This window comes from Fusobacterium perfoetens ATCC 29250, from assembly GCF_000622245.1.
Lineage (GTDB): Bacteria > Fusobacteriota > Fusobacteriia > Fusobacteriales > Fusobacteriaceae > Fusobacterium_B > Fusobacterium_B perfoetens.
The window spans coordinates 59,214-77,328 of record NZ_JHXW01000010.1; the positions used below are offsets into that span (position 1 = coordinate 59,214).

The 18,115-nt window shown below is 25.9% G+C and carries 18 protein-coding genes; 8 read left to right on the forward strand and 10 right to left on the reverse strand.

What is annotated here, in order from left to right; translation table 11 throughout:
* The first annotated feature begins 5 nt into the window (after positions 1-5).
* Positions 6-458 carry a threonine/serine exporter family protein gene (locus T364_RS0104655; protein WP_027128540.1) on the forward strand — a complete coding sequence of 151 codons (453 nt, stop codon included), beginning with the start codon at positions 6-8 and terminating at the stop codon, positions 456-458.
* Positions 459-543: 85 nt separating this feature from the next.
* On the opposite strand, the gene T364_RS0104660 is transcribed toward T364_RS0104655, so the two are convergent.
* Positions 544-1,257: an MgtC/SapB family protein gene (locus T364_RS0104660; RefSeq protein ID WP_027128541.1), complete on the reverse strand. Its 714-nt coding sequence runs from the start codon at positions 1,255-1,257 to the stop codon at positions 544-546.
* 513 nt (positions 1,258-1,770) lie between these two features.
* On the opposite strand from T364_RS0104660, the gene T364_RS0104665 reads away from it, so the two are divergent.
* Entirely contained in the window at positions 1,771-2,499 is a 729-nt protein-coding gene (locus tag T364_RS0104665) for a glycerophosphodiester phosphodiesterase (protein WP_027128542.1), read from the forward strand.
* A gap of 20 nt (positions 2,500-2,519) precedes the next feature.
* Entirely contained in the window at positions 2,520-3,884 is a 1,365-nt protein-coding gene (locus T364_RS0104670) for an alanine/glycine:cation symporter family protein (protein WP_027128543.1), read from the forward strand.
* Between the two features lie 89 nt (positions 3,885-3,973).
* Here the strand turns inward: T364_RS0104670 and T364_RS10505 are convergent, their stop codons facing one another.
* The 7 genes from T364_RS10505 to T364_RS10510 form a co-directional block, all read right to left on the reverse strand.
* Entirely contained in the window at positions 3,974-6,079 is a 2,106-nt protein-coding gene (locus T364_RS10505) for an exo-alpha-sialidase (protein WP_051532647.1), read from the reverse strand.
* Positions 6,080-6,517: 438 nt separating this feature from the next.
* Positions 6,518-7,660: a type II toxin-antitoxin system HipA family toxin gene (locus tag T364_RS0104680; protein WP_027128544.1), complete on the reverse strand. Its 1,143-nt coding sequence runs from the start codon at positions 7,658-7,660 to the stop codon at positions 6,518-6,520.
* Positions 7,647-7,931, reverse strand: coding sequence for a type II toxin-antitoxin system RelB family anti-toxin (locus T364_RS0104685; protein ID WP_027128545.1), 285 nt, complete (start codon positions 7,929-7,931; stop codon positions 7,647-7,649). Before T364_RS0104685 ends, T364_RS0104680 begins: the two co-directional genes overlap by 14 nt.
* Positions 7,932-8,045: 114 nt before the next feature.
* Positions 8,046-8,474, reverse strand: coding sequence for an Hsp20/alpha crystallin family protein (locus tag T364_RS0104690; RefSeq protein WP_027128546.1), 429 nt, complete (start codon positions 8,472-8,474; stop codon positions 8,046-8,048).
* Positions 8,475-8,804: 330 nt separating this feature from the next.
* Entirely contained in the window at positions 8,805-9,059 is a 255-nt protein-coding gene (locus T364_RS0104695; protein WP_027128547.1) for a hypothetical protein, read from the reverse strand.
* An 18-nt stretch (positions 9,060-9,077) separates the two neighbouring features.
* Positions 9,078-9,662, reverse strand: coding sequence for a DUF8426 domain-containing protein (locus T364_RS0104700; RefSeq protein WP_027128548.1), 585 nt, complete (start codon positions 9,660-9,662; stop codon positions 9,078-9,080).
* Positions 9,663-9,823: 161 nt separating this feature from the next.
* Positions 9,824-11,152: an MATE family efflux transporter gene (locus tag T364_RS10510; protein WP_051532648.1), complete on the reverse strand. Its 1,329-nt coding sequence runs from the start codon at positions 11,150-11,152 to the stop codon at positions 9,824-9,826.
* Positions 11,153-11,435: 283 nt separating this feature from the next.
* Between T364_RS10510 and T364_RS0104710 the strand changes: the two genes are divergently transcribed.
* From T364_RS0104710 to T364_RS0104725, 4 genes are all read left to right on the forward strand, one after another.
* Positions 11,436-12,257, forward strand: coding sequence for a MerR family transcriptional regulator (locus tag T364_RS0104710; protein ID WP_027128549.1), 822 nt, complete (start codon positions 11,436-11,438; stop codon positions 12,255-12,257).
* Positions 12,258-12,408: 151 nt separating this feature from the next.
* Complete coding sequence (locus tag T364_RS0104715; RefSeq protein WP_027128550.1) at positions 12,409-12,588, forward strand: hypothetical protein; 180 nt, start codon at positions 12,409-12,411, stop codon at positions 12,586-12,588.
* A 169-nt stretch (positions 12,589-12,757) separates the two neighbouring features.
* Positions 12,758-13,108, forward strand: a complete 351-nt coding sequence (locus T364_RS0104720) for a hypothetical protein (RefSeq protein ID WP_027128551.1) — start codon at positions 12,758-12,760, stop codon at positions 13,106-13,108.
* A gap of 156 nt (positions 13,109-13,264) precedes the next feature.
* Positions 13,265-13,972: a DUF554 domain-containing protein gene (locus T364_RS0104725; protein ID WP_027128552.1), complete on the forward strand. Its 708-nt coding sequence runs from the start codon at positions 13,265-13,267 to the stop codon at positions 13,970-13,972.
* Between the two features lie 131 nt (positions 13,973-14,103).
* Here T364_RS0104725 and treB read toward each other — a convergent pair whose 3' ends face one another.
* Together treB and treC are read right to left on the reverse strand one after the other, a co-directional pair.
* Positions 14,104-15,504 carry a PTS trehalose transporter subunit IIBC gene (gene treB, locus T364_RS0104730; protein WP_027128553.1) on the reverse strand — a complete coding sequence of 467 codons (1,401 nt, stop codon included), beginning with the start codon at positions 15,502-15,504 and terminating at the stop codon, positions 14,104-14,106.
* A 60-nt stretch (positions 15,505-15,564) separates the two neighbouring features.
* Entirely contained in the window at positions 15,565-17,214 is a 1,650-nt protein-coding gene (gene treC, locus T364_RS0104735; protein ID WP_027128554.1) for an alpha,alpha-phosphotrehalase, read from the reverse strand.
* Between the two features lie 138 nt (positions 17,215-17,352).
* Between treC and treR the strand changes: the two genes are divergently transcribed.
* Complete coding sequence (gene treR / locus T364_RS0104740; protein ID WP_027128555.1) at positions 17,353-18,060, forward strand: trehalose operon repressor; 708 nt, start codon at positions 17,353-17,355, stop codon at positions 18,058-18,060.
* Positions 18,061-18,115: the final 55 nt, after the last annotated feature.

Consider the following 18,115-nt stretch of genomic DNA (forward strand, 5'->3'; position numbering starts at 1 on the left):
AAAAAATGGATGTATATTTTAATAATTGTTTTATCCAAGTAATTGCTGCTATTATAACAACTATTGGTTTTGGAATAATATTTAATATAAAAGGAAAAAATCTTTTTCATACTGGAATAGCAGGTGGAATAAGTTGGGCTATCTTTCTTTTGGGAAAATATTTTTATTTATCTGATGGTCCAACTTATTTTTTAGCAACTCTTTGCTTATCCATATACTCAGAAATAATGGCTAGAAAATTAAAAACACCTGTAACAACTTTACTTATAGCTGCTCTTATTCCTTTAGCTCCTGGAGGAGGAATTTATTATATGATGTATAATATAATTGAAAAAAATTATCTCATAGCTTTTGAAAAGGGCATGAGTACTTTTATTATTGCTGGAGCTATGTCTATTGGAATTTTTACTGCTACTAATATTATGAGGATAGTAAAAACTTATTCTAAAATACTATAAAAATAAAAGAAAAATAGACCTAAGTATTTTATACTTAAGTCTATTTTTTGTATATACAAACATTCCTTGGGAGAATATGTATTAGCTATTTTATATTTACACTATTGATGTAACTTTTATGAGAGATATTTGACATTAACTCAAATGTATCAAATTGCTTTGGTACGATTAAAGAACAAGTGAACATTTTTTCTTCTTCTATTTTCTTTATATTTTTTATTTTTATATTCATCTCTCTCAAAGTATTATAAATCTCTGCCACATTTGAATTTATACATTCATTTTCATTAAAGATTACTTCTAAATCAACAGTATATCTTTTATTAATAAGAGATGTTTCGATTTGCTTTAATGTTACTAAAACAACTATAATAGCTATCCCTGCTGGTAAAGCTAGGGAATAAAATCCCCAACCAATTCCAAGACCTAAACATCCTGTTGCCCAAATTGAAGCTGCTGTAGTAAGTCCTCCTATTGTTCCTTTTTCTCTCATTATAGTTCCTGCACCTAAAAAACCTATTCCACTAACTACTTGAGCACCTATTCGTCCTAAATCTGTCTTCATTACTTGAGAAACTTCTGGATAAATCAAAGCAAAATTTATAATATTAACTCTTAATTGGTCTTGAACCATAGAAACAATACAAGCTCCTAAACACACAAGGATATGTGTTCTAAATCCTGCTGGTCTATTATGAACACCTCTTTCATAACCAATCATTCCACCAATTATGATAGCTACTAGTATTCTAATAATTATTTCTTTATTTAATAATACTAAATTAAATGAATCATTCATCTTAGACCTCCTTTAAAAAAAATAGACTCCCCCATTAAAATATGAAAAAGTCCTCTCTATCTCCACTTTTTATTAACTTGTTGAGTTTTATTATAGCACTAAATACTAAAATAGTCAAACACTTTTTTAAAAAATAACAAAAAAAATGAATATTCTATTTATTTTAATTAAATTCTTTAATTAATTAACACAAATATTTTATTTAATTTAAAATATTTCCTTACAAAATAATAAAATATTTAACATAATATAAAAAAACTTGACAAAAAATAGAAATAGATATATACTATTATCATTAAATTTAATAAGCTTTAGTGATTAGAGAGAAAGCTAAAAAATTTGAAACTTTTTAGTGTTTCTCTTTTTTTTGTTACTAAGTTTTAACATTAATAAATATTATAATATATATTAATGTTAAAAATATGTTAATTACTTTAAATAATTGTAAACAAATTTGAAAAAAATATTTTTTCATGTTATTCTAAAAAAAGAAAATATTTATAAGGGGGAAAAATGACAAAAAACTTTGCTCACAGAGGATTTAGTGGATGTTATCCTGAAAATACTATGCTTGCTTTTGAAAAAGCTGTAGAAGTAGGGGCTGATGGAATTGAATTAGATGTTCAACTTACTAAAGATGGAGAAGTAGTAATTATTCATGATGAAACTATTGACCGTACTACTGATGGAAAAGGAACTGTAGTTTCTTTTACTTATGAGGAATTACAAAAATTTGATGCTTCTTTTAAATTTAGAGGTCAAATGGGATTTAATAAAATACCAACTTTAAGAGAATATTTTGAACTTGTAAAAGATACTAATATTATTACAAATATTGAATTAAAAACAGGAATTAACGAATATTTTGGAATCGAAGAAAAAGTTTGGGAATTAATTAAAGAATATAAATTAGAAGAAAAAGTTATAATCTCTAGTTTCAATCATTATTCTATATTAAGAATGAAAAAAATAGCTCCTTCATTAAAATGTGGATTATTAAGTGAAACATGGATTGTTGATGCTGGTAAATATACTGAAAATTTAGGTATTGAATGTTATCATCCTCATTTTGCTAATATGACTAAAGATATAGTAAAAGAAATTAAATCTCATGGAATTGAAATAAATACTTGGACTGTTAATAAAGAAGAGGATATGAGAGATTTAATTGAAAAAGGTATTGATATTATTATAGGAAATTATCCTGATTTAGCAAAAAAAATCATAAACGAATATAAATAAAACTAAGGGGGATTTATTTTATGGAACAATTAGAACAAATTTTACTTATTGCTAATAAGTGGTTATGGGGAAGATGGCTTGTATTTGTACTTTTAGGACTTGCTATGTTATATACTTTTACTAATAATTTTATTCAAATCAGATATTTTAAATTTATTATTAAAAAGACTTTGATTGACTCTTTCAAAGCTAGAAATGAAGAAAAAGGAAATGGTTCTATCTCTTCTTTTAAAGCTATGATGGTTACTTTAGCTGGTAATGTTGGTGGAGGAAACGTAGTTGGTATAGCTACAGCTATAGCTACTGGAGGAATGGGAGCTGTATTTTGGATGTGGTTTGCTGCTTTCTTTGGAATGGCTTTAAAATATGGAGAGATTGTTCTTTCTCAAATGTATCGTGGAAAAGACTCTGAAGGAAATCTTTTAAGTGGACCTATGTATTATATTAGAGATGGTTTAAAAGCTCCATGGTTAGGAGTAGTAATTGCTGTTTTAATGTGTACTAAAATGATGGGAGCTAACCTTGTTCAATCTAATACAATTTCTGGTATCTTAAAAGCTAATTATAATATACCTACTGTAGTTACAGGAGCTTGTTTAATTTGTTTATTAATGGCTATCACTCTTGGAGGATTAAAAAGAGTAGCTAATATTGCTACATCTTTAGTTCCTACTATGTCAATTTTCTATATAGTTGTTGGTTTATTAGTAATAATATTAAATATCCAAGCTGTTCCTTCTGTATTTGCTAAAATATTCTCTGAAGCTTTCTCTTTTGAAGCTGTAGCTGGTGGAACAGGTGGTTATGTAATGACTAGAGCTTTACAATATGGAATTACTCGTGGAATGTATTCTAACGAAGCTGGAGAAGGTACAGCTCCTTTTGCCCATGGTTCAGCTATTGTTGAACACCCTTGTGAAGAAGGAATTGCTGGAGTTACAGAAGTTTTTGTTGATACTATCATTATTTGTACAATAACAGCTTTAGTTGTTGGTGTTACTGATATGTATCAAAGTGGTGTTAGTGCTACTGTTATGGCTATTGAGTCTTTTGGAACTATCTGGATGCCACTAAAACATATAGCTACTTTTGCTCTATTAATTTTCTGTTTCACAACTTTAATGGGACAATGGTTTAATGCTGCTAAAAGTTTCACTTACGCTTTTGGACCTCATATCACAGCTAAAGTTAAATATATATTCCCATTCTTATGTATAGTTGGAGCTACTACTAAAATAGATTTAGTATGGACAATTCAAGATTTAGCTATGGGACTTGTTATTATCCCTAACTTAATAGCTTTAATTATACTATTCCCTCAAGTTAGAGAAAAAACTAAAGAATATTTCTCTGACCCTAAATTCTATCCAGGAGCAAAAAAATAAGATAGAAAATAATTATTATAAAAAAGGTGGTGTAATTATACACCACCATTTTTTATTTCCTCCCACAAAAATTCCTAGTAATCATTTTATTATAATTTATAAGTTATTTTTCCTGTAGCTGTTGATTCTCCATCAGTTTCTATTGAATATCCTACTCCAACCTCTACTTTATCTACTAAATCAAATGTTGCTGATACTGTAGCTGTACCTACTCCACCTTCATGTCTTTTTACTGGTGTAGAAAATTCTTTTTCTACATCTAATACTGTAAAATCATCTCTCCAGTCATCAACATTCATTAATTCTTTTTTCCATCCTAAATCTAAAGCAAATTTAACATTTGATTTATCTGTTAATTTTACTTTTTGACCTAATGTAGCTTTTACATAAACTTCATTGGAAATATTTTGACTTTCCTCTATTTTAGCATTATTCCATTTTCCACCATCAATAGTTTTTATTCCACCATTTTCTTCAAATTCATCATGTCCAAAGAAAGTTGTATTTAATCCAGCTGTTAATTTTAAATTACTCATATCTGTAAAAGATATCTCTTTTGATAATTGGTTTTTCATACTAATACTATATGAATCAAAGTCTGCTGTTCTTCCAACTCCTTCTTCATGGTTTCTTTTAACTTTATTATTACTATATATACCATTTAAAGCTAATGTATATGTATTGTTGTTTTCCATTTCTCTATTAAATGTATATCCCATTACAAATGAATTTAAATCATTTTTACTTTTATTTGAATACTCTATTTTTCCAGCTTGATATCCCATAAAAATATTATCTCCTTGCATAAATGCGTTATCTTGAGATAAAACTAATGTTGTTTCTTTTAAATTGTATGGGATTGTTCTATATACATCATCACTATTTTCTTTTGTATTTCTATAGAAAGCTCCTAATTTAAAATTGTTTAATTCTACTACTGCCTCTGTTCCACTTTCACTTTGATTTGTATATACACCACTTATATATTGTTTAGAAAGTAATTTATCTTGAACTTCAACAAGATTTGTTCCTCTATCTAAAATTTGAGCATTAAGGTTGGCATATTCTTTTGAAGAAATATCATATCTCTTTAGTGACATTCCACCACTTTCTTCAAATAAAATATATAAATTATCTAAATCTTGAGTCATAGATGTATAACCATCTACTTTTCCTTCAGCTATTTGAATTGTTTTTCCTGTATTTGTTGTAATAAATAATCCATGTCTTCTTTGTGGTTTATCTTTTGTATAACTTACTAAATATACTTGGTCATCTAAAGCTAAAGTATTACTTTCACATTGGGCTATATCATCTGGGATAAAATTTTCCTCTACTCTTTCCCAAGTTTTTCCATTATCTGATGTACAATAAACTACTCTTTTTTTATTTTCCCTACCTGTTTCTGCTTTTGCAGCAAGATATATTTTTCCATTATGATGGAAAATATTTGATTCACTTGTAACATCTGGTTTTCCTGCTTCACCTTCAGGATAGTTTTCTGGTCTTAACATTCCTGAAGCTTTCCATGTTTTTCCTCCATCTTCACTATAAATATATCCCGAAGTACAAGTTTTCTTATCTGGTTTATCTGTATCGTGATGCCAAGCTTGAACAGGCATATAAATAGTTCCATTATATGTCATTCCACTTCCTGGTCCTTGTAACATAAATTTATATCCATTAGGTAATAAATCTTTCATACTTTGACCTTTATCCCATGTTTTTCCTCCATCTTTTGAAGTATACATAATAAAATCAAAGTCTCCTGTTTTATCCCCTATCCATTTATCGTTTTGATATCCAAATAAAAAAGTATTTCCTGAATTTGGGTCATGAACAATAGCAGGGTCAGATATTCCTAATTTATGACTTCCATTTGGTCTATTAACTTCTTTATCAGGTATTAACAATTGCTCTTCTGACCAAGTATTTCCCCCATCATGAGATACTTTTACAGCAAACCCTATTCCATCTTGAAGACCTATATCATTCCATCCATTTGGTCTATGGTCTCCAACAGCTATTAAAGTTCCTTGTGAAGTTGAAGTTAAAGCTGGTATTCTATAGTAGTTTCCTTCATTTTGCCCTGGTTTATCAGCTTTATAAATTTCCATTTTTTCATTCCATCCATCTCCAGCCATAACTCCAGTTGCTAAAGCACAAAATAATGTAAGTAGTGTTAGTTTTTTCATCAGTATTATTTCCTCCTAGTAAAATTTTAAATAAAGTATTCAATTTTTATTTTGTATTTTTATGCACTCGAGAACATGGAATGAGTATACTATAAAAAATAATTTTTTTCAATCTTTTTTTGTTATATTACATACATTTTTTTATAAAATAATACATTTTAATTATAATATTAACATAGACTTTACTTACTATTTTAAAAACAGAAAATTATCTTGAAATAATATTAGGTGTTATTTTATAAATATTCTTCTCAATTATATTGCAAATTCTAAGTATTCTCAAAAAAATTATTTTTCTTTTTTATTAAATTACTAAATGTCCAATTTTTTTTATATGTTAACTTTAATTAAACATTAAAATTAAATAAAAATTAATATAACAGTTATTTATGTAATTATTATAAAAAAAAGTGGTGTAATTATACACCACCATTTTTTTTATTTCATTTTCTTTAATATTTTCCCTAAATCTTTTTTTATTATTTTTTCTATATCCTCAGCTATATACCTAGCTTCTTCCATATTCATTCCTATATTTTCAGCAACTTTTAATATATTTTTTATAGTTGGATTTTTTCCCTCTCCATCTATTGTTGTAGCATGTTCTCCATTTATAGAATAACTATAAGTCAAATCATAAGCTGGAGAAAGTTTCCATTTTTTTGTATCCTCATCATAAATAAATGAAAAATTCTTTGAATGGTCATCTCTATTATGAGCAAAAACATTAAAACACATTAATCTATACATTTTTCTTACTTCATCAAAACTATCTGTAAGTTTTAAAGTAAGTTGCATTAAAGTATTATAATCAAGATTAGGTAATCTATGAGAAGTTTCTAATAATCCACTTACAGAAATCATATGTATTCTTTTTTCTTTTCCATCTTCAGTCAATTTTCTATCAAATCTTTTTACTCCAAAATATCCTGATGAAATTTTTGAAGAAAATAATTTTGTTTCAGGAAATTCGATTCCACATTTTCTAGCACATAATGAATATTCATACTCTATTTTTCCTATATCTTTTACATCATAAGAAGATGGGAATTTTATTATCCATTCTTCATTGTTTATATTAGTTAAAATCTTTGGTCTTGCTCCCCCTGAAGAACCTCCAAGTAAAAAAAGTTTGTCTAAATTTTCTGAATAATTTGTATTTAAAATTTCATTACAAGCTATAGCTAATTTATCTAAATCACTCTCTTTTTCTTCTATTTTAAAATTATAGTCTGGTCTATAAGTTAATGCTCCCATTCCAGATTCTCCAACTATAGCTAATCTATTTAATGAATTTATTTCTCTAGGATTTATTTTTTGATTAAGAAGCATTCTATCTACTAAAAGTTTACCCCAACCATCAGGCAAACTATCAGAAAATACTCCAAATAATCCATCAAAAGGGTCTATCTTTGGAATAAAAACTTTTTTTACTAAAGGTAAACTAAATGGACTTATAGAAAAACCCTCCACTAACCATTTACTATCATATTCAAAAGCTACAAGATTATTTGATAATATAGCTAAAGTTCCTACTTTTATGTTATTATAAAATACCTGTAAAGATTTAATAATTTCCATTAATAATCTCCTCTATAGAATAATACTCTTTTTTCTTAAATAATTCTAAAAATTCTTCTTCACATTCTAAGGCAATAGCAATTTTTATAAGAGAAAATAGAGAAATTTCACCTGTATTTTCAAATCTTTTTATAGAACCAAAACTCACCCCCGACTTTTTGGCTAATTCCTCCTGTGTCAATTTTAATTCTTTTCTTTTTCTCCTAACATTTTTTACTATTTCTAATTGAATTTCTTTAGGTGTTGTATTCTTTAAAAAATCAAATTCCATATATAATATATTATCTAAAATATATAAAAAAGTCAATATTTAGATAATATATTATATATTAAAAAAAGTGGTGTAATTATACACCACCAATTTTTTTATTAGAGAGAATTTATATTATCCTTCTATTTGAATATATCTTTTTTCAGGTAATTTTTCTTGAATTTCTTTTTTTGGAACTTCTAGTTTCAAAATACCATTTTCAAATTTACCTTTTATATCTTCTTGAGTTAGATTTTCACCAATGTAGAAACTTCTAGTACATTGTCCTGTATATCTTTCTTTTCTTATATATCTTCCTTCATTGTCTTTTTCATCTTTATTTTCATTGTGAGAAGCTGTGATAACTAAATATCCATTATTAATTTCAGCTTTTATATCTTCTTTAGCAAATCCTGGAAGTTCTACTTCTAATAAATATGAGTTTTCTAACTCTTTAATATCTGTGCTACCCATTGATTTTTGGTTTTTAAAACCATCCATAAAGAAATCATCATCAAAAACATCATTCATAAATCCTCTTCTAAAAATACTTGGCATCAACATATATACCATCTCCTTAATATAAACAATATTTTTAAATTTTTATTATTTTCTTTTTATATGTTCTAAATACCTTTTCCTCATCTACAAACTTATTATACAACTTTTTGTTAGCACTGTCAATAGATGAGTGCTAATTTTTTTAAAATTTTTTTATAGGGCAACTCTTAGGACTGTACCTAGGTTTTAAAGGATTTAAAGAAAATTTTTTATAATTTTTCTTTAAAATTTTTTATAATTTTTCTGTTTTTTTTATAAAAAATAGCCCAGAGAAAAAAATCTCTAGGCTATAAATTTTTTTATATGAATAATAAAATTAACATAATTCTTTATTTATTTTTTATTTTGAATATTTCCCCATCCTTCTTGAAGAGATTGAGATACTAAATTTAAAATATCGCTTATAGACAGTATTCTAGCTTGTCCTCTTGCTGGTTGTAATTTTCCTTCTGGAGTAATCCAGATAAATCTATACCCATATTCTGAAGTTCCATCATCATAAATATATTCACAATATTGAAATGCTAAATCCCAAATACCTAATTGATTAAATTTTCTTGTTTCTTTAATTACATTTACATGAGCCATAAAATACCTCCTAAAATATTAATCTTTAAAATATAAAGTTTTAATAATATTACTTAATCTTTCAGCTTCTTGTTTTGTTAAATCTCTTGGAATAGTTATTGTTACACTTTCTTTTCCTGGTCTTAAAGGTAAAGTGATGGTTTCAAATTTATTTGAATTATCTTCTATTTCTTCATTTTTTAAAATTTTTTCAATCAATTCACTATATTTATTTAATCTTGCTGATGTATGTCTAGTTTTTAAAATACTTCTCATTTCCATTGGCATATCTTTTCTTTGTTTTACATCTAAAAATTTTACTTTTCTTTGATTTCTATAATCATCTTCTAAAGGAATATTATCATTATAAAAATAATCAGAAGTTATTTGGGCAAAATATATATTATCTCCATTTGGAATAATTACTATATCTCCTTCTTTCATTTCATTTACAAAAATATTTAAATTTGTATGTGCCATTCCATCATATTTCTCTTTTAAATTACAATGTTTTAAATTACCCGAATCACTCCAACCTACTGCTATAATACTTTGTTCTAAAAACTCATTCATTCTATTATGTTGACTTGGATTAGGACGAAGCAAAAAATAATTTTTATTCATAATCTTATCCCCCTTTATAAATATTTTACTTATTGTATTTTTATATTATCACCTTTTAATCTAAAAGTCAATATATTTTTTATTTTAGTTATCTATGAAATTTCTAATTTCTAAATTAAAAATAGCCCAGAGAAAAAAATCTCTAGGCTATAAATTAAATTTTATACTTCTATCTCTCTCATACCAACAGTACTAAAGAACATTATAGAGAACACCAAAGTTAACATTTCATTTACAGGTGCACTCATCCATATACCCCTACTATTAAACATAGTTGGGAAAATATAAAGTAGGGTATTTATAATTATAATACCTCTTAAGACACTTAAAACAACAGATACTTTAGGGTTTTCAATAGCTGTGAAATAAGCACCTATTATTATATTAAGTCCCATTAAAATATATGTAAAACTATAGATTGTAATAGCTTCTTTTGTAATCTCATAAAGGATAACATCATTTTTTACAAATACAGATATTATATCAGTTGAAAATAGATTAACCAAACTATAAAATCCTATTCCTAATACAAAAACTGTAGCTATACCTATTTTTAAAGTTTTCTTAATCTTCTCAAATTCACAAGCTCCATAATTGTAACTTATAATTGGTTGTAAACCTTGAGAAAATCCTATCATTGTCATTGTAACTAAAGTTGAAATATATCCAATTATTCCAAAAGTAGATACACCTTTTTCTCCTATAATATTCATTATCTTGATATTAAAAGCCATAATAACTATACCTGTGGCCACTTCTGTAAGAAATTCTGGAGAACCCTTAAATAATATTGATTTTACCATTTTAAAATCAAGTTTCATAAATCTAAACTTAAATTTAGTAGCTCTAAATCTTAGATAATACCATAACATAAATGACATAGTAAACTGAGCCATACCTGTAGCCAATGCTGCTCCTTCTATTCCCCAATGGAAATGAACGATAAAAACATAGTCTAGTACAATATTCATTATTGCACCACCTAAGTTACAGAACATTGAATAACTTGGATTTCCATCTATTCTTATAAATATCTCAAAACCATAAGCCATTAAATAGAACAATGTAAAAAATGAAATAACGAAAAGATAAGTTTTAGCTGGGGTTAAAATAATATTGTTAGCTCCTAAGAATTTTACAACTGTTTCAGGAAAAAATACACCTAAAACTCCAAGTCCCATTCCTAGTAAAAGTAAAGTTTCTAAGGCAATACTATATATTCTTTCTACCTCTTTCTCTCTACCCTCTCCTAATTTTACTGCTATCATTGTACCAGAACCTATAGCTATCATTATACCTAAAGCAAATGAAAAATTTACATAAGGCATTACAATATTTACAGCAGCAATCTCTTTACTTCCTAAAAATTTCCCTATAAACATACCATCTACTATTGTGTATAGAGAATAAATCCACATTGTAAGAATTGATGGAATACTAAATTTAAAAATAGTTTTTACCAAATTGTCTTTACCTAAATTTGTCCTCATATATATCATCTCCTATTGTAATATTAATTAAGTAAAAAAATTAGAAATGATATACTTTAAGTCTCCCTATCTCTAAATTTAAAACAAAAGTCGAGCAATAGATTTCTTATTATGTTTTTCATAATTATCACTCTCCTAGTATTAATATTATAATCTTTGGAACAATTCCAAGGTCAAGGGGGATAATAAATATTTTTTTAAACTGAAAGAAAAAATTTTTCGTCAAAATTATATGTTTATAATCAATAATATTTTTTTAAATTTTTATGTAAGGTGACTTTTTATGGAGATAAATAAAAAAGAAAAATTTTATAAAATAGGTGAAATCAGCAAACTTTATAATATAAGTTCTGATATACTTAGACACTATGATAAAATAGGACTTGTTTCACCAGACTTTATAGGGGATAATGGTTATCGCTATTATTCTAAAAAACAGATTTGGAAATTAAATAATATACGAAATTTGAGAAATCTAGGTTTTGGACTTAAAGAGATACAAGACTTTTTAGATGAGAGAAATATCAATTCTGCCACAGAGATTTTGGAATTACAACTTAAAAAAATAGAAGAAAATATAGCTAATCTTCAAGAATTAAAAGAGGAGATTGAAAATAAACTAACCAATATTGAATTTTTTAAAAATTTTAAAGATTTTGATAAACCTATTATTAAATATATTCCAAAAAGGAAATTTTTACGTTCTAAAGGTCTTTTTAATAAAGAGTGGGAGATTGATTTTGAGCATAAAATTTTAAATGCTAAGACTGAATATGACAACGATTTTATACTGACAAATAATGAAATGGGGGCTACTATTACACAAGAAAATTTCCTAGCTGGTAAATATGATACTTTCTCAGAAACTTTTATTATAAATGATGAAAGAGGAGAGATTTTAGAAGAAGGTTATTTTCTCACTATTGTTTTTAAAGGGAGTTATACAAACATTAATAAATACTATGAAATTTTAAAAGATTATATCTTAAAAAATAATCTTGAAATTTTAGGAGATATTCATGAAATTTACCATATTGAAAAACATATTACAGAAGATGAAAAAGAATTTATAACTGAAATTCAAATTCCAATTAAACAAAAGTAAATTTATAAAAAAAAGAGGATTCATTGGATAATCCTCTTTTTTTTATAAGTTATAACGCTCTTTTTATTTTTTACTTGACTTATTTTTCAATAAGTTGTATATTGTTGATACACGACATTTACGTTCGTATAATAGAAATGAGGTGACTTGAATGGAAAATAAAAAATTCAAGTCTATTAATTTTACAAAAAGTGGTGCAGGAAATCTAGTAGGAAAAATCATCTTACCTAAAAAATGGTTAGATGATATGGAAATTAATATTGATAACCCATTTATTGAACTTTCTTATAATGAAAATCAAAAACAAATCATTATAGAAAAGAAAAAGTAAAATTAATAGTTATTCCCATTTCCAACCAATATAAAAAACTATTTTCCCTACTGCCAATAGGGAATATCAGTTGAAAATGGGGTAGAATGAGTATAAATCATTCCGACAAATATATTATACTTGTTTTACCCCTAATTTTAAAGCAAAAAATAAAAAAAGGGGAGGTTTTATGAAAAAAATATTATTAATATTCATTTTTATTTTTTCTATTTCTTTTGGTTATTATAATTGTAAAGGAACTCTTAAAGAGGATATAGAATATTTAACTTTAAATTTAGAAGTAGCTCAATTTTTTAAGAGAGAAGGAATGAGTAATTGTAATATAAAATACTTAAAAAAATCTTTAGAATCATATAAAATATCTCAAGATATTTTAGAACATATAGAAAATTGGCACAAAAATCAATTACTAATAAATGAATCTTATTCTGAATTTTCATTAATACAAAATAATATAAATGAATCTATTGAAAGCATAGAAAATACTTTAAAGAAATTTAAAAAAATAGATTTATTATAAAATTATTAATTATAACAACTTTTATTTTTATACAATACTTATTTTTGTTAAAATTTTCAAGAGAGTTTGATATTCTATAAATTAGAATTTATAATACCCTCTTGATTTTTTTTATTGTCTATGTTAGAATTAATAAATTTTTTTAAGGAGGAAAAAATGTTTCCTAAAGGAATATTTATTGATTGTTTATGTATCTTAATAGGTACGAATATAGGTATAATGATAAAAAAATATATTTCTAATAATTTAAAAAATTATTTAAATACTATTTTTGGTATTGTTGCTATAGTAATAGGAATTATATCTATAATAAAATTAAATTTTTTACCAGCTGTTATTTTTTCACTTATATTAGGAGCTTTAATAGGAGAAATTACAAGATTAGATTTAAAAATTAAGTTCTTTTTTCAAAATTTAATAGAAAAATTTAACTTTAAAATTCCTGAAGATAAAGAAAAATATATGGAATTCTATCTTTTAGTAACTATAACTCTTTGTGCTAGTGGAACAAATATATTTAGTTCAATTATTGAGGGAGCCACAGGAGATTATACTATTTTACTTTCAAAAGCCGTAATGGATATATTTGCAGCTATAATTTTTGCAACTATATTAGGTCTTCCTATGAATTTAATTGTATTTCCACAATTTATAATTTTATCTTGTTTTTTTTATCTAGCTAAAATATTTATGCCATTAATTACTCCTTTTATGTTAAATGATTTTATTGCTGTAGGAGGAGTATTAACTTTTGTACTAGGTATAAATATAGCTAATATTAAACAAATAAATGCTATAAATTTATTACCTTCTCTTTTATTTGTATGGCCAGCATCTTTTTTATTTAATTTAATACTTCATTAATTAAAAAATTTCAGTTTTAACTATTATAATTTTTTATTTATTATGAAATTTCTACATATTTCTTATAATATAAAAAGGTATTACTAAATTTTTAGTAATACCTTTTTATTAATGTATATATACATTAATATTTATTTTTCTACTTTCTTTGTATATAAAGCTGTTAATATAAAAGTAACAGACATTGTTACAATCATAGCTATTAAATAAACTAACCAATATTGAGGTTTAACAGTTAAAATTCCAGGAAGTCCACCAACACCTATACTATTAGCCATAACTCCAAAGAATCCACAGATTCCAGCTCCACAACCAGAACCAATCATAGCACAAATCATAGGATATTTATATTTTACATTTACTCCATATAAAGCTGGTTCTGTTACACCTAAGTAAGCTGATATAGAAGCAGGGATAGCCACATCTTTTTTTACAGTTTTTGATACTAAAGCCATAGTTAAAGAAGCTGTAGCTTGAGATATGTTACTCAAAGCTAATAATGGGAATATCATAGTTCCACCTATTTGTTGTACCAAAGTAAATTCTACAGCATTTGTTGTATGATGAATACCTGTAATAACTAAAGGAGCATAAACCAAACCAAAGATTATAGAACCAAATACAGCAAATTTTCCTGTTAATAAAACTTGGAAAATATGTCCTACATAATCTCCAGCTAATCTTCCAAAAGGTCCAATAATAGCATGAGCTAAAAATACTGTAACAATTAAAGAAATAATAGGTACAATTACCACTCTAACTGATTCATGAACTATTTTATTTAACTTTGTTTCTATTGTTCCTAAAGTTAAACCTGCTAATATTGCGGGAATAACTTGAGCTTGATATCCTACTTTAGAAATTGACACTATACCAAAATCCCAAACTTCAGGAGTCATTTTTCCTATGTTATAAGCATTCATAAGTTGAGGAGATACAAGAGTTATACCTAAAACTATCCCCAAAATTTGACTTCCACCCATTTTTCTTACAACTGACCAAGTAATTCCAACTGGTAAATAGTGAAATATAGCCTCTCCAATTAACCACAAGAAATTATATGCTGTTGCCCAAAAATCACTTGTTTGGGCTATTGTCTTTCCATTAAATTGAATATCTCCTATTATATTTCTAAATCCTAATATTAATCCTCCACATATAAGGGCTGGTAATAGAGGTACAAATATTTCTGCCATTGTAGATAAAAATCTTTCTAAAGGATTCATATTCTTTTTAGCATACTCTTTATTTTCTTCCTTTGATACTTCTTTTATATCAAATAATCCTGTCATAGTTTTATAAAAACTTGCTACATTATTTCCTATTATTATTTGAAATTGTCCCCCGTTAGTAAAAGTTCCTTTAACACTTTTTATATTTTCTAACTCTTTTACATTTGCTTTTTTTGGGTCTTTTAATACAAAACGAAGTCTAGTCATACAATGAGTTACAGAAGATACATTCTCTTTTCCCCCAACACCCTCTATTACCTTTAAAGCGTCCTCTCTAAATTTTTCATTAATTTCAGCCATAATCTTAACCCTCCTAAATCATAATTATTTATATACTCCCCAAAAGTTTACTCATCTAATTTATTTTGTCTTATGAAATACCATTACATCATAAGGTTTTAATACCATGATTTTTTCCAATTTTGTGTTTTCATTATTGTTATTTAAAATATTTTCATATTCCTCTATATCAAAATCTAATTCTATAGAAGTTTCAACCCCATAAAAATTACTTATAACTAGTAATTCTTCTTTTTCAGTAACTCTCTTATACATATAAATATTTTTATGTTTTTCGGCAAGAGGTATAGTTTTTCCCAGACTTATAACCTCGTATTTTTTTCTTAGTTCTATTAATTTACGGTAATAGTTTAATATACTGTCCTCATCTTTTATTTGTTCTTCTACATTTATATCTTTATAGTTATATATTACATCTATCCAAGGTGTTCCTTGAGTAAATCCAGCATTTTTATTACTGTTCCATTGCATTGGAGTTCTACTGTTATCTCTTGAACGTTCCATAACTATTTTCATTGCTTCCTCACTTAAAAGCCCTTTATTTTTTAATATCTCAAAGTAGTTAAGTGATTCTACATCTCTATATTGAGTTATTTTATCGAAATAAGGGTTAGTCATTCCTATTTCTTCCCCTTGATAAATATATGGTGTTCCTCTAAGCATATGTATTACTGTTCCCAACATCTTAGCTGATTTTTTCCAATAATTTTTATCATCACCTAAACGAGATACTATCCTTGGTTGGTCGTGATTACACCAGAATAAAGCACTCCAACCATTATTTTCTTGCATTCCTACCTGCCAAGAGTTAAATATATCTTTTAATTCTTGAAAATCAAAAGGTTGTAAAGCCCATTTATCTTTATTTTTATAATCTACTTTTAAATGATGAAAATTAAATACCATAGAAAGTTCATTTTCATCTTTTCCACTATATTTAAAACAGTTTTCCATAGAAGTAGAAGACATTTCTCCAACTGTTATTATATCTTCATCTTTTCCAAAGGTATTTTTATTTAGCTCTTTTAAAAATTCGTGAATTTTTGGTCCATCTGTATAAAATCTTCTTCCATCTCCAATATAGTCATTTTCATATACAGCTGGTTTTGATATTAAGTTTACCACATCAAACCTAAAACCATTTACACCTTTTTCCATCCAAAATTTAACTATTTTATAAATTTCTTCTCTAACTTCTGGATTTTCCCAATTTAAGTCTGCTTGTGTTTTATCAAAAAGATGTAAATAGTACATACCTAACTCTTTTGAATATTCCCAAGCATTTCCACCAAATTTTGATACCCAGTTTGTAGGAGGGTTTTCTCCATCTCCATTTTTAAAAATATAAAAGTTTTCATATTTCTTATCTCCAGAGATAGCTTTTTTAAACCATTGATGTTCTGTTGAAGTATGGTTAAATACCATATCTAACATTATCCCAATCCCTCTTTTTTGAGCCTCTTTTGAAAGATTTTCAAAATCTTCCATAGTTCCATAGACAGGGTCAATATTATAATAGTCTGCTACATCATAACCATTATCTTTTTGAGGAGATATAAAAAATGGAGTTATCCATATACAATCAATACCTAAATATTTAAGATAATCTAGTTTTTCTGTAATCCCTTTTAAATCTCCTATCCCATCATTGTTTGTATCGTAAAAAGATTTTGGGTAAATTTGATAAATAACTTTGTTTTCAAATTTCATTTCCTCACCTCTTATCCGTATATGTTTTATAAAATAATAATAACATATACGGATACATTAGTCAAGCTTTTTTTGTTTGAAAAAATTTTTTTTATGTGATATATTATAATATATAGTTATAAAAAGGAGATAAATTGTATGGAAAATAAGTATATTACACTTTATAATGAGATATTAAGAATGATAGAGAAAAAAGAATTAAATACAGGTGATAAACTTTTATCTGAAAAAGAATTGATGGAAAAATACAACATGTCTAGGGATACTGTGAGAAAATCCTTAAACATGTTAGTACAAGATGGATATATAAAAAAATCTAAAGGAAAATTAGCAGAAGTTATAGATAAAAATCAATTTAATTTTCCTATTTCAGCTATAAAATCTTTTAAGGAACTTCATGTTGGAGTAGAAAATAAAACTTATGTTGAAAATTTAGAAATTTTAAAAGGTGAAAAAGATATAATTAAATATTTAGGTATAAGTGATGATGATGAATATTTTAAACTAGTACGTATAAGAGAGATAGAGGGAGAAAAAATTATTATAGATAAGGACTATATCCCTAGAAAATATGTTTCTAATATTCCTCTAAAAGCTGCCCAAAATTCTTTATATGAATATTTAGAAAAAGAATTAAATTTAAAAATTAGCCATTGTATGAAAGAAATTACAGTTCATTCTGCTACAGATGAAGATAGAAAACTTCTTAATATGAAAAAAATTGATGTTGTGGTAGTAGTAAGAAGTTTTACTTATTTAGAAAGTGGAGAGTTATTCCAATATACAGAAGCTAGACATAGACCTGATAAATTTAAATTTATAGATTATGCTTATAGAAAAATCTAAAATTATAAAAAGCTGTTACAAATTTTAAATAAAATGTAACAGCTTTATTTTTATA